The sequence below is a fragment of the Candidatus Poriferisodalis sp. genome (assembly GCF_965204125.1).
GTDB lineage: Bacteria > Actinomycetota > Acidimicrobiia > Acidimicrobiales > Poriferisodalaceae > Poriferisodalis.
Map to the genome: position 1 here is coordinate 422,543 of NZ_OZ241968.1, position 12,031 is coordinate 434,573.

11 protein-coding genes are annotated in these 12,031 nt (G+C 66.5%); 1 reads left to right on the top strand and 10 read right to left on the bottom strand.

What is annotated here, in order from left to right:
- From ACOGXD_RS02175 to ACOGXD_RS02215, 9 genes are all read right to left on the bottom strand, one after another.
- Positions 1–669, bottom strand: coding sequence for a DUF488 family protein (locus tag ACOGXD_RS02175; RefSeq protein ID WP_419916294.1), 669 nt, complete (start codon positions 667–669; stop codon positions 1–3).
- Positions 670–678: 9 nt separating this feature from the next.
- Positions 679–1,347 carry a dual OB domain-containing protein gene (locus ACOGXD_RS02180; RefSeq protein ID WP_419916295.1) on the bottom strand — a complete coding sequence of 223 codons (669 nt, stop codon included), beginning with the start codon at positions 1,345–1,347 and terminating at the stop codon, positions 679–681.
- 286 nt (positions 1,348–1,633) lie between these two features.
- Entirely contained in the window at positions 1,634–2,506 is an 873-nt protein-coding gene (locus ACOGXD_RS02185; RefSeq protein ID WP_419916296.1) for a DUF1932 domain-containing protein, read from the bottom strand.
- Positions 2,507–2,531: 25 nt separating this feature from the next.
- Entirely contained in the window at positions 2,532–3,353 is an 822-nt protein-coding gene (locus ACOGXD_RS02190) for an ABC transporter ATP-binding protein (RefSeq protein ID WP_419916297.1), read from the bottom strand.
- Positions 3,354–3,403: 50 nt separating this feature from the next.
- The gene (locus tag ACOGXD_RS02195) at positions 3,404–4,717 is read right to left on the bottom strand and encodes a branched-chain amino acid ABC transporter substrate-binding protein (protein WP_419916298.1); all 1,314 of its coding nucleotides are present in this window, start codon (positions 4,715–4,717) and stop codon (positions 3,404–3,406) included.
- 67 nt (positions 4,718–4,784) lie between these two features.
- The gene (locus ACOGXD_RS02200) at positions 4,785–5,621 is read right to left on the bottom strand and encodes an ABC transporter ATP-binding protein (protein ID WP_419916299.1); all 837 of its coding nucleotides are present in this window, start codon (positions 5,619–5,621) and stop codon (positions 4,785–4,787) included.
- Positions 5,618–7,480, bottom strand: coding sequence for a branched-chain amino acid ABC transporter permease (locus ACOGXD_RS02205; protein ID WP_419916300.1), 1,863 nt, complete (start codon positions 7,478–7,480; stop codon positions 5,618–5,620). The genes ACOGXD_RS02200 and ACOGXD_RS02205 overlap by 4 nt, the downstream gene beginning before the upstream one ends.
- Positions 7,477–8,628, bottom strand: a complete 1,152-nt coding sequence (locus tag ACOGXD_RS02210) for a branched-chain amino acid ABC transporter permease (protein ID WP_419917343.1) — start codon at positions 8,626–8,628, stop codon at positions 7,477–7,479. Before ACOGXD_RS02210 ends, ACOGXD_RS02205 begins: the two co-directional genes overlap by 4 nt.
- 57 nt (positions 8,629–8,685) lie before the next feature.
- On the bottom strand, positions 8,686–10,029 hold the full coding sequence (locus ACOGXD_RS02215) for a branched-chain amino acid ABC transporter substrate-binding protein (RefSeq protein WP_419916301.1): 1,344 nt from the start codon (positions 10,027–10,029) through the stop codon (positions 8,686–8,688).
- 169 nt (positions 10,030–10,198) lie between these two features.
- Between ACOGXD_RS02215 and ACOGXD_RS02220 the strand changes: the two genes are divergently transcribed.
- Positions 10,199–11,098 carry an EamA family transporter gene (locus ACOGXD_RS02220; protein WP_419916302.1) on the top strand — a complete coding sequence of 300 codons (900 nt, stop codon included), beginning with the start codon at positions 10,199–10,201 and terminating at the stop codon, positions 11,096–11,098.
- Between the two features lie 24 nt (positions 11,099–11,122).
- Here ACOGXD_RS02220 and ACOGXD_RS02225 read toward each other — a convergent pair whose 3' ends face one another.
- A complete protein-coding gene (locus ACOGXD_RS02225) occupies positions 11,123–11,926 on the bottom strand; it encodes a rhomboid family intramembrane serine protease (RefSeq protein WP_419916303.1) in 804 nt (267 codons plus the stop codon).
- Between the last annotated feature and the right edge of the window lie 105 nt (positions 11,927–12,031).

The following is a 12,031-nucleotide window of genomic DNA, read 5'->3' on the forward strand; positions in this document are numbered from 1 at the left end:
CTACCGCACCTCGCCAGAGACGCTAGGTTTCCTATCGCTTGTATAGGCGACTTGTTCTCGTTGACGCTCTACGGCAGTTTCATATATCGCTGATGTGCCATGTAGTTGATCCACTATGCCGCCATCCGATGCAATCATCATGCCCTGATTCAAATCATGCATCTGGACGAGCCGCTCAAGCGCTTCCGTATGAGTCTCAATTCGACTCTCACCAGTCTCTCGGCACGCGCGAATATGTGACACATGGACGTCGCGTTGCCAGAGCTCATGAGCAACGAGCAAGGTACGATGACACTGGAGAGGATCTTCTTCGCTACACATCAGCGCCAGACGATACCGGGATGACCCCTCCAGAATCCGCTCCAAGCCATTTTCGAAGGATTCGGTTTGCGCCATGCGTCGATAACAGGCATGGCCATTTGGGTCATACAGCTCAGGATCCGATGGACGGCCTCCGAGTTCCTCGCCCACGTAGACATAGGCAACGTTTGCTTCATCGAGAAGAGGGCCTAGTGACTTGCGATCAAACTGCGATACGAAGCGACTGTATGGTGCAGATCGAACATCGGCTACGGCATCTATTCGGTGCTGTTGCAGCATAGAGATGAACACCGAGGCGCTATGATTTGAATGTCCGATCGTGAAAATCTGAGTTTGAGAATTTGGCACGAATACCCTCTAGCGTTGTTCAATGACAGCAGCGATCAACTTGTAGACTCTACCCTCGTAGGGCTCGCCCAGACTAATTGTGAGGTAGCACTCGCCGAGAGAATACACGCCGTCGGGATGAGCGAGCCACTTACGTTCTTGAATTGGATCAGTAATCCACAATGCGTAGCTGGAGTCTGCGTGGCGAAATCGGCCCTGTACTCGCCGCTTAGAATTGCCGAATGCCGTGCCTGGCGCAAAGACTCGTAATTGCATTTCGCTAACTGATACGAAGCGCAGCGATTCTGTGAGTGCACCGACTTCGTTCAGCGGAATGCAATCATTCTTGCCATTGTATGTGCTATGATTGTCGATCCATAGAGGCGAAACCGGCTCTACGAGATCCTGTAATTTGCTGCGCTTGAACGTGCCCTTCTTTTCCCAGTAGTACTCCGAATCTAGCAGCCAGTTCTCGGTTTGATATCCCTCAGGCTGGGCTCTAAGCATTTGTATCTCGATGATGTCAAGCAATTTGGGGTCGCTACCGTCTGCGTATTGCCGCTCGTATTCGGACACCTCTCGCTCATGACGCTCGCTAACGGGACGAACCCAGCCACCAATCGAAGACTTGCTCCAGATGCGGCCCGCGATGCAGCGGCCTGACAGTTTCCGGGAGTTTGCCAAGCACACGATGCGCACCGTTGTGAGCATATGCGCGCTGTTGCTGTGAACGAAAGAATCTCCGATGCTCCACTGAGCCCACGGAGGCCAGCGATCGGCTTGCGCGGTCAGATGCAGCGGTTCATCGAGTTGGGCGCATCGAAGTTCGTACTCGTGCTGGTGGGAGCGCCCGACGACTGGTTCGCGGAACTCGAGGGTGTGGCCAGCGCAGTCCTGCCGCTGCAGAACCAGGACGCTGAGCCGCTCGGCCTCAGTCAGCGTTCGTGGACGCCGCTGCGCAACGAGGAGGTTGGGTTGTTCGGCGTCAGCCGGCGTCCTCGGCCGCCGCAGAGGAATTCAGCAGAGCCTCGAGCATCTGCTCGACAGAGGCGCTGCGGGAGTTCTTGAACTCGCCGAGGCGCGCGAACACCTCGCTGGCGGCGCGGTGGAAGCCGTCGGGCAGCCCGGCCGCCGCGAACGTGTCGGCGATCTCGTCCATCTCGCCCACCCAGCGCCACGCTTTGGGCGCCGACCGGATCGACGTGTAGGTCAAGCGCTGCGACAGGCCTGATTGAGACAGGCCCCACTCGGCGGTCAGCTCATCGGAAACGCCTTCGGCTGCGGCTAGGGCCGCCACCGCCACCAGCAGGGCGTTGGTGCCCTTGGTCCACGACGCGTAGGCCATCTTCAACGCCGAGGCAGCCCCGATGCCGCCGCCATCCAGCACACGGGCATCCAATGGTGACCCGGCGAATCTCGCCGCGACGCCGGCCGCGTCGGGTCCTGCGAGGTAGAGCCGAGTGGTTCCGGGTTCTCGCGCCGGCGGACCGATCACGCTGCCGTCAACGAAGTGCTCGAAGCGGGCGGCGATGCGCCGGGCAGTAGCCGGTGAGACAGCATTGGCGTCCACGTAACAGCCCGCAAAGCCGGCATCGGCCACCGTGGCAGCCAGCTCTTCCGCGCCATGGGGAGGGCACACCGAGATCACGATGTCAGCCGCGGCCACCAATGATGCCGAGTCGCCGACGTCGGTGAGGCCGGCACCGTGCGCACGCTCGCGCGTCTCGGCCGATCGACCCTCGCTGGCCCACAGCACCTTGCCCGAGCAGGCCGCAGCCAAGGTCACGCCCATGTCGCCGGGGTGCAGCACCCCGGTCACGGCTTCGTCGGGCGTCGTGGTGGCTGAAGCCTCGCTCACGCAGCCAGTCCTAGCAGGCTCGCTGTTACGAGGACTCCCCTGCAAGGCTCTCGCCTGCCTCGTTGTCGCCGTCGTCCTGACCGCCGCCGAGGTACGACGTGCGCAGCGCCGGATTCGCCAGCAAGGCCTCGGCGGTGTCGTCCAGAACCACACGACCCGTCTGCAGCACCCAGCCCCGATCGGCGATGCCGAGGGCCATGTTGGCGTTCTGCTCCACCATGAACACCGTCATGCCGGCCTCGTGGATCTGGGAGATGAGCTCGAAGTTCTGCTGCACGAGCGCCGGCGCCAAGCCCATCGACGGCTCGTCCATCAGCAGCACCCGGGGCTGGGACATCAGCGCCCGGCCGATGGCCACCATCTGCTGCTCGCCGCCCGACAGCGTGCCCGCCTTCTGGGCGAGCCGCTCCTTGACTCGGGGGAACAGCTCGTACACACGCTCCATGTCTGCTGCAATGGCGTCGCTGTCCTTGCGCAGGTAGGCGCCGAGTTGCAGGTTCTCCCGCACGGTGAGCCGCTTGAACAGGCGCCGGTTCTCGGGGACCATCGTGATGCCGCGAACCACCCGGTAGCTGGTCGGGCGGTCGTTCACGACCTCGCCGTCGAGCACCACCTCGCCAGAGGTGGGCTTGAGCATGCCCAGCAGCGTCTTCAGCGTGGTCGACTTGCCGCTGGCGTTGCCGCCCAGCAGGCACACCAGCTCACCCTCGTAGATCGACAGATCCACATCGCGCAGGGCATGCACGGCCCCGTAGTGCACGTTCACCTTGCGCATCTCCAGCAGCGGCGTGCTTGCATCGGCGGCAGCGTCCCCGCCGCGGACGTCCGCTCGTGTCGTGCCGCTCATCGGGCAGGGCGACATTGCAGCCGCGCACAGCGTGGGTTCCCCTGCATGCTCTAGGGAGCGTAGGAGAACACGATGTTCTCCATGCTGGCTTCGGCATTGGACTCGCCGCCGAGGTTGCGAACGACGACGAGCTTGTTGGAGCCGCAGTCGCCGAACGAATCGCAGGCGATAGGGCCGATGAGCCCCTCATAGCCGCGCACGCTGTCAAGGTGCTTCCGGATGCCTGCCCGGTCGATGACGAGGGTGCCCTCCTCCACCCGTGACGCGGCCGCTATGGCGTCCAGCAGCAGTGTCGTGGCGTCGTAGGCATGCGCCCAGAAAGGCGAGCCGGGTTTGTGGCCGTACAGGTCCTCGTATGCGGCCACGAAGTCGTCAGCGGTCTTGCCGGTGCTCTGGTTCACATTGCCCGCAAAACGCCGGTCGGGACCCGTGAAGTACATGCCCTGAGATTGCGGCAGCGACAGGAAATTGAGGTTCAGCAGGCTGTCAGCCGCGACCAGCAGGGTGTCTTCGAGGCCCGGCACTCCCGGTGCCTGGTCGGCGACGAAGTCGCCTGCCGGCTGGAAGATGGGCAAGAACAGCGCCTCGGGACGGCCTGCGGCGATCTCGGTGAGCACCGGCACCATGTCGCTGTCTTCCTTGTTGATGGCCGACAGCCGCGTGATCGTGCCGCCCTCCCGCTCGAAGGCATCGGCGAAAGCCCGGGCCAGGCCTTGGGTGAAGGGGTCGCCGTCGTGGATCGCCGCTGCAGTGCTCAAGCCCAGATCGTCATGCACGAACTGGGCCATCGCTGCGCCCTGGAACACATCGTTGGTGACGGTGCGGTAGAAGCCCGGGGTGTAGTTCGGACCCGGGTTGCCTGCCAGATCCGATGTGAGCGCGGGAGAGGTGGCGCCTCCGGAGATCATCACCATGCCCGCAGCCGTCACCAGCGGCGCCGCCGCAATGGCCGCGCTCGAACACGACGTCCCGATGACCCCGACGACATCAGAGTCGGCGACGATGGCTTGGGCGGCAGCCTGCCCGCCGTCGCTCGAGCACAGGTCGTCGAGGCTCGCGCCGAGATCCACATCGAATCCGTGGATTTGGCCGTAATCGTTCACCGCGATAGCAGTAGCGCGGTCGATCGCGAGGCCGACGATCGAATAGTCGCCGGTGATGGCTTCCAGCGAGCGGATCTGGATGGCGTCGCCCTGTTGGACCTCCACGACGCCGAGCGAGCTCTCGCCGGCTGCTGTGCCGGCAGAGCCGACATCGGCATCGGCCTCTTGGGCCGTGTCCGCACTGCATGCGGCGGCTGCGAGCGCCATGGCAGTCACGACAGCGAGCAGAACCTTCAGCCGGAGCGTTCGGAGTATCGACATCGATCTCATCGCACCGCCTCATCGCGGTTCACAAGGACACCGGCGACGGCATCGGGACGTTCGGCGCTCATGAGTCCGCGGCGCTCCGGCCGAGATATGCCTCGATGACCTGCGGATCGGTTGACACGTCGGCGTAGTCGCCCTCGGCGATCTTCACGCCGTGGTCCAGCACCACCACTCGGTCGGAGACCTCGCGCACCACCTCCATGTCGTGCTCGATCACCACGATGGCGAAGCCCCACTCGTCCCGCAGTCGCCCGATCAGGCCGGTCAGCTCGGCAGACTCGGTGGGGTTCATGCCGGCGACAGGCTCGTCGAGCAGGATCAGCTTGGGCTGGGTGGCCATGGCCCGGGCGATCTCCAGCCGCCGCCGGTTGGCATACGACAGGGTGTAGGCGGGCTGGTCGAACCGGTAGCCCGTCAGCCGGCTGCCGAAGAACGACAGCACTTCCTTGCCCCGCTCGGTGATCTCGGCCTCTTCGTTGCGGAACGCCTTGGTGAACAGAAGCGCCCCTAACACGCTCTGGCGGGTGCGGCAGTGCTGCGACACCATCACGTTCTCGAGCACGGTCATGTTGGCGAACAGGCGGACGTTCTGGAAGGTGCGGGCGATGCCCCGGGAGGTGACCCGGTTGGGGTCGAGACCGATGAGCGACTCGCCCTCGAAGAGAATGTCGCCCTCGCTGGCGGCGACCGTGGCGGTGATGGCGTTGAACAGCGTGGTCTTGCCGGCGCCGTTGGGGCCGATGACCGAGACGATCTCGCCCGGATACACGGCTAAATCCAGCCCGTCGAGCGCCTTCAGCCCGCCGAAGTCGACACCGAGGCCCCGTGTTTCGAGGATCGGCTGCTGCGCAGGGCCGCTGTCCTGCGTGCCGGATGCGGCCTGCGCCGGAGCGCTCATGCCGACTCGCCTGCGGGCCGGGCCGCCTCTACGGTGCTGCCCGAGGTTGCTGCGGTGGAGGCGGTGGCATCGTCGCCGCCGTCGTCGTCTTCGGTCTGCCCGCGCAGCCAGGCGTCTTGAGCCAGCTCTTCCTGGTGCAGCTCGCGGGTGCGGCGCACGCTGGGTATCAATCCCTCGGGCCGGGCCAGCATCATCCACACCAGCAGCGCCCCGTAGATGAGCAGCTTGAACTCGGAGAACTCCGCCAGCAGGCCCGGCTGCTTGGGGCCGCCGAGCACGCCGATCAGCACCGCCGAGCCGGCGATGACGCCGACGATGCTGCCCATGCCGCCGAAGATGACCACCACCAGGATCACAATCGACACCAGGATCAGGAAACTGGCGGGGAACACCGAGCCCACCTTCGCCGAGAAGATCGCCCCGCTGAACGACCCCAGCACGGCACCCACCACGAACGCCAGCAGCTTGACGTTGACCGTGTTGATGCCCATGGCCTCGGCCACGGTCTCGTCCTCGCGCACGGCCATCCACGCACGCCCGATGCGCGACCGCTCGAGCCGCCACGAGACGTAGATGGCGATCGCGCAGAACGCGAGCACCAGGTAGAAGACGCTGCGCGGATCGGTACCGGCCACCTCGGCCAGGCCGAAGATCTCTGCACCCGGGATGTTGGTGATTCCCTGGGAGCCGCCGAACCATCCCGACAGCCAGTCCGACAGGAACAGCAGGCGGATGATCTCGCCGAAGCCGAGCGTGACGATGGCGAGGTAGTCGCCACGCATGCGGATGACTGGGGCGCCGATGAACAGCCCCACCAGCCCGGTCAGGAGCACAACGCCGATGAGCGCCACAAACCATGGCAGCTCCGGGTGGATCTTCGGCGATGTGGCAGCGGTGAGCACCGCTGCGCTGTAGCTGCCCACGGCAAAGAACGCCACGTAGCCCAGGTCGAGGATGCCGGCGAGGCCGACCACGATGTTCAGCCCCAGCGCCAGCAGCACGAACAGGCCGACGTTGGCGAGCAGCTCGTTGGTGAGCTTGCCAGCGAACATCGGCAGGATGACGAGCACTGCGGCGGTGGCCATGATCAGGCCGAGGTGGGCCCGGTTGCGGGCGGGGCCTTCGAGGGCGTCGACGCGGGCCTTGGCCCCCTTGACGCGGCCCCGGGCCACGAAGGCCAGCACGCCTGATCCGGCGGCGAGGGCGATGGCACCGGTGATGGTGAGCCCACCCCGGGGGGCATAGAACCAGTCGATCAGCCCCTCGACGCCCATTCCCTCGGCCAGGTCGGTGGTGAGCGATTCGAGCACCGCCGAGCCGAACAGGGTGAGCACCATGGTCCACAGCACCCGCCGTGCCACCGGCGGCACCACTCGCAGCAGGCCGCCCGCAGCGCCCACGGCTGCGCCGATGGCGAGCCAGATGAACACCGCGAACGCCGTGCCGCTGTTGAACGCCAGCAGGTCGGCCAGGATCGGGCTCCAGTTGACCAGCGGCTCGCGCAGGTCGAAGTTGGCGATGAGCACCGCCAGCAGCGACAGTCCGCCGCCAACGAGCGCACCGCATGCGGCCCCGCCGATGACTTCGTGGGCGCCGGGGCGGTGGAACGGGACGCCCTCGCGCCGGATCTGGTGCCCGATACGGCTGCCGGCCGCCAGCGGCAGCACCACCAGCGAGAGGTAGCCGAGGCTGAGAACGCCCTCGATGATCGCCCGGCCGTCGAGTTTGACCGGCATGTTGGACAGCGAGATGAAGATCTGCCCGATAGCGCCGATGGCACCCATACGGGCGACGCGGCGCCAGTCCTGGGCGAGGGGCGGGCGTGGCGGCGCGTCAGGCTCGACGCTGGTGAGGCTCATGCCCGGTCCTCCGCCGGCAGCCGCTCGCCGAACAGGCCAGCCGGCTTCACCAGCAGCACGATGATCAGCATCGAGAACGCCACGGCGTCACGCAGCTGCGACACGCCGCTCACCCCCAGCGGCTCCAGGATCAGCAACGGCCCCACCGACTCGGCCACCCCGATCGACAGCCCGCCCGCCATCGCACCGCCCAAGTGGCCGATGCCGCCCACCACCGCCGCGCTGAACGCCTTGATCCCCGGCAGGAAACCAGTGGTGTGAATGACGCTGCGGAACAGGATTCCCCACAGAATCCCCGCCATGCCCGCCATCGCACCGCCCACCGCGAACACCTTCACGATGGTGCGGTTCACGTCGATGCCCATGAGCGCCGCGATCTCGGCGTCCTCGGCCACCGCCCGCATCGCCTTGCCGGTCTTGGTGCGATCGACGTAGTACCACAGTGCCGCCATCGACAGCGCAGCCACCACGATCACCAGGATCTTGGCGCCCTCGATCTGCAGGAAGGTGTGCTTGGCCTTCACCCAGTCCGGCACGTTGGGGTACGACTTGCTGGCCGGCCCCAGCAGCACCACCGACGCATTCTGGAGGAAGAACGACACGCCGATGGAGGTGATCAGCGGGATCAGCCGGGGCGCCCCCCGCAGCGGTCGGTAGGCGACCCGCTCCATGACCACCGCCGTGAGCGACGACACGATGATCGACACCACCACGATGAACACCAGCGAGCCGATGAAGTTCGACTCCCACAGCCCGGCGTCGGCCAGCTTGTTGGAGGTGATCATGCCGGTCATGGCACCCACCATGAACACCTCGCCGTGGGCGAAGTTGATGAACCCCAGCACGCCATAGACCATCGAGTAGCCGAGCGCGATCAGCCCGTACATCGACCCCTGGGCGATGCCTGAGATCACCAGCCCGCGGAACTGCGCCCCGGTGAGGCCGGTGGCGTCGGGGTTGGCCCAGCGGGCGAATGGGTTGTCGGGGTTGATCTCCTGGGCGATGAAGGCCGTGAAGCCGACGGCCAGGACGATCAGCACCGCCACCCGGATGACGGTGAGGAACCAGTCGACCCGGGTGCGGGGCCGCAGCAGCCGGGCGCGGGGCCGGGGGCGGGGCGCCCCGCTGGGGGGCGCCCCTTCATCCATCACTGGATTGACCCTAGAAGGCCGTGACCGACCGACCTAGGACCCGACCCCCTGTGCTCACGGAACGAAGGAGAACACGACGTTGTCCATGCTGGCCACCGCGTTCTCCTCGCCGCCGATGTTCTGGACCACGGTGATGCGGGCAGCGCCGCAGTCGCCGAAGTCGTCGCAGTTGATAGTGCCGATCAGGCCGCTGAAGCCCTCGATGCTGTTGAGGTAGTCACGGATGCCCTGACGGTCGACGTGCAGGTTGCCGTCGGCGTCGACGTACGACGCGGCAGCGATGGCGTCGAGCAGCATCGTGGTGGCGTCGTAGCCGTGGGCCCAGAACGGCGCGGCGGGCGCCTCGCCCCAGCGCTCCTCGTAGGCGGCCAGGAAGTCCTGTGCCGTCTTGCCGGTGCTCTGGTTCACGTTCTCGCCGAAACGAGAATCGGGGCCCGAGAAGTACATGCCGGCGGTCTGCGGCAGCGCCAGGTAGTTGGTGTTCAGCAGGCCGTCTGCCGCGAGCAGCACGGTGTTCTCCAGGCCCGACACTCCCGGTGCCTGATCGGCCACGAAGTCGCCGGCGGGCTGGAAGATCGGGAAGAACAGCGCTTCGGGGCCGCCTGCTGCGATCTCCGTCAGCACCGGCACCATGTCGGTGTCTTCCTTGTTGACCGCCGAGAACCCGGTGATCGTGCCGCCTTCGGCCTCGAAGGCGTCGGCGAAGGCCTGTGCGAGGCCCTGGGTGTACGGGTCGCCGTCGTGGATCGCTGCGGCGGTGGTGAACCCGAGCTCGCCGAAGACGAACTTGGCCACTGCGGCACCCTGGAAGAGGTCGTTGTGTGCCGTGCGGTAGTAGCCGACGTTGTAGTTCTCGCCGGGCGTGCCCGCCAGGTCTGACGTGAGCGCAGGCGACGTGTTGCCGCCTGAGATCATGACCATGCCGGCGTCGGTGATGAGCGGCGCCGCGGCCACCGCCGCACCCGAGCAGGATGTGCCGATCACGCCGAGCACGTCTTCGTCGGCCACAACGATCTGGGCGGCTGCCTGGCCGCCGTCGTTGGAGCACAGGTCGTCGAGCGTGGTGCCCAGGTCGACGTCGAAGCCGTGAATCTGGCCGTAGTCCTCGATCGCGAGGATGACCGCGCGTTCGAGCGGCAGGCCGAAGAAGGCGACGTCGCCGGTGATGGCGTTGAGCGAGCGGATCTGGACCGCTCCGCCTGCGTCCACCGTGACCCCGCCGAGCGAGCCGTCGCCGAGATGGTCCATCATCTCGTCGTCGGGCTCATCAGGCGCTTCAGTTGCCGCCGGCGCGGTTGTCGTGTCGGTGGCCTCGCTGTCGCCGTCGTCGCCGCATGCCGCGGCGAGCAGCGACAGCGCGAAGAGTGCCGCCAAGAGCGTGAGCAGTTTCTTGTTCATACGCACAGTCCTCCCTGAATTCGCCCGACGAGTCCTCGCGAAAACACCTCGTGCGCCTGTCGCTCACGGCCGCAGCCACCTGATTCGTGCACGAGCGTCAGCATGGTTCGCCAAGCTGTATGCGTCTGGCTCACACCCTAGATCACGTCTGTCATGGGAAGGTACCTAGTTGAGCGCACCTGTCGAACGAGTTTGGAGCGCCAGCAGGGTGTCGCCCGAGGCGCTGTTCGCCGTGGGCGCCGTGTCGCAATATCTGGGCGCTGCCACGGCGTTCGAGCTGTTCGACGAGCTGGGGCCGAGCACGGTCGCTCTGCTCCGGGTCGCCGGCGCCGGAGCGATGCTGGTGCTGCTGCGCCGGTCGTGGCGGCGGCGCTGGTCACGCATCGAATTGGCGTGGACGGCGGCGTTCGGGGCGGCGCTGGCGTCGATGAACCTGTTCTTCTACCTGGCCATCGAGCGAGTGCCGCTGGGCAACTCGGTGGCGATCGAGTTCATCGGGCCGATTGCCGTGGCGGCGTTCGGCACCCGGACGCTGCGGTCGGGCGGGGCGCTGGCGCTGGCCATCGGCGGGGTGGTGGCATTGGCGGGGTTTGCGCCGCCCGAGGCCCAGCTCGGGGCGCTGTTCTCGCTGATTGCCGGTGCGCTGTGGGCGGGTTACATCGTGCTGGGGCACCGCGTGGCCCGGGCCGGGATGGCGGTGGACGGGCTCGGCGTGGGCATGCTCATCGGCGCCCTGGTGATCAGCCCGGTGGGCATCGTCGACGGCGCCGCTGGCGCCGGCGGCCTCGGCGCGGCGGCGGGAGCGCCGCTGCTGCTGGCGGGCGGCGTGGCGGCGGGTGTGCTGTCGAACGTGATCCCCTACGGCATCGATCAGCTCGTGATGCAGCGGCTGGCGCGGGCAAGATTCGCCCTGCTGCAGGCATTGCTGCCGGCGACAGCCACGCTGATCGGACTGGTCTGGCTGTCACAGGTGCCCAGCGTGCGTGAGACCATCGGCATTGTGGCCGTGATCGCGGCCATAGTGATCAACCGGGAGTCCGACCCGGCAACGACCGATGTGGTCCCCTGAGCGGCCGGTGCCTGCGCTCCGTCGCTAGAAGAGCGGGTCGCGCCACGTGGTCGCAGCCGCCAATGCGCCAGCGAACGCTGCGACGGCGAGCAGCGCCAGCAACCCCCAGACCACGACCGGCGATCGCCGCGTCCGCGTGTCGATGGGTTCGTTCGACAGCCGCTCGGCCAGCGTCGGCGGATGCCGGCGCCGGCTGGTGTCACCGATCGCAAAGCCGGCTAGCACGCCCGCTGCCAGACCGCCGAGGTGACCGCCGATGGAGATGTTGGGAACGAGGAACGAGAAGACCACGTTGATGAGGATCAGGGTGCCGAGCCCGTCTCGCCACGGGTTGCCGCCACGCAGGTATTCCACGACAAAGGCCGCGCCCATCACGCCGTACACGGCGCCCGACGCCCCCACCACGAACGCTGAGGGCAGCAGCGCAACATCACCCGAGGCACTCACCACGTACGCGGCGGGCAGCGTCAGCAGTGCCCCGGCCGAGCCACCGAGCAGCGACGTGACATAGACGCCGGCCTGCAGCGCCGGCCCGATGAAGTGCTCCAACCGTCGCCCCAGCAGGTACAGCAGCAGCATGTTGAACGCCAGGTGCCGCACGTCGGCGTGCAAGAACGTGCCCGTGACGATGCGCCACCATTCGCCCTGCTCGGCGATGAATGCGGCGGCGGTGCCGTAGTCGCCGAGGACCGAGTCGTTCAGAGAACGGCGGGTGAGCGACAGCACCCGCACCAAGTCGTGGGTCAGGAAGAAGACCGCCACGGAGACGGCGCCGAGCGCGACGGTCGCCAGCGGCTGCCCGCCCCGCCGAACGCCAAGCCCACGCACGGACATGAACCCTACGAGTTGTGTACATGCCGAACGCGGCAGCGTTCCGTCTCGGCGCGCACATGCGGGCACCTGTAACCCGCTGTAGTTTCAAGCCCTCTTGCG

What these genes read in the sequence shown, in the direction of transcription:
- ACOGXD_RS02200 (WP_419916299.1), bottom strand. Translation starts at nt 5,621, where the DNA reads ATGAGCGCTCCGGCGCAGGCCGCATCCGGCACGCAGGACAGCGGCCCT.
- ACOGXD_RS02215 (WP_419916301.1), bottom strand. Translation starts at nt 10,029, where the DNA reads ATGAACAAGAAACTGCTCACGCTCTTGGCGGCACTCTTCGCGCTGTCG.
- ACOGXD_RS02190 (WP_419916297.1), bottom strand. Translation starts at nt 3,353, where the DNA reads ATGAGCGGCACGACACGAGCGGACGTCCGCGGCGGGGACGCTGCCGCC.
- ACOGXD_RS02210 (WP_419917343.1), bottom strand. Translation starts at nt 8,628, where the DNA reads ATGGATGAAGGGGCGCCCCCCAGCGGGGCGCCCCGCCCCCGGCCCCGC.
- ACOGXD_RS02205 (WP_419916300.1), bottom strand. Translation starts at nt 7,480, where the DNA reads ATGAGCCTCACCAGCGTCGAGCCTGACGCGCCGCCACGCCCGCCCCTC.
- ACOGXD_RS02195 (WP_419916298.1), bottom strand. Translation starts at nt 4,717, where the DNA reads ATGTCGATACTCCGAACGCTCCGGCTGAAGGTTCTGCTCGCTGTCGTG.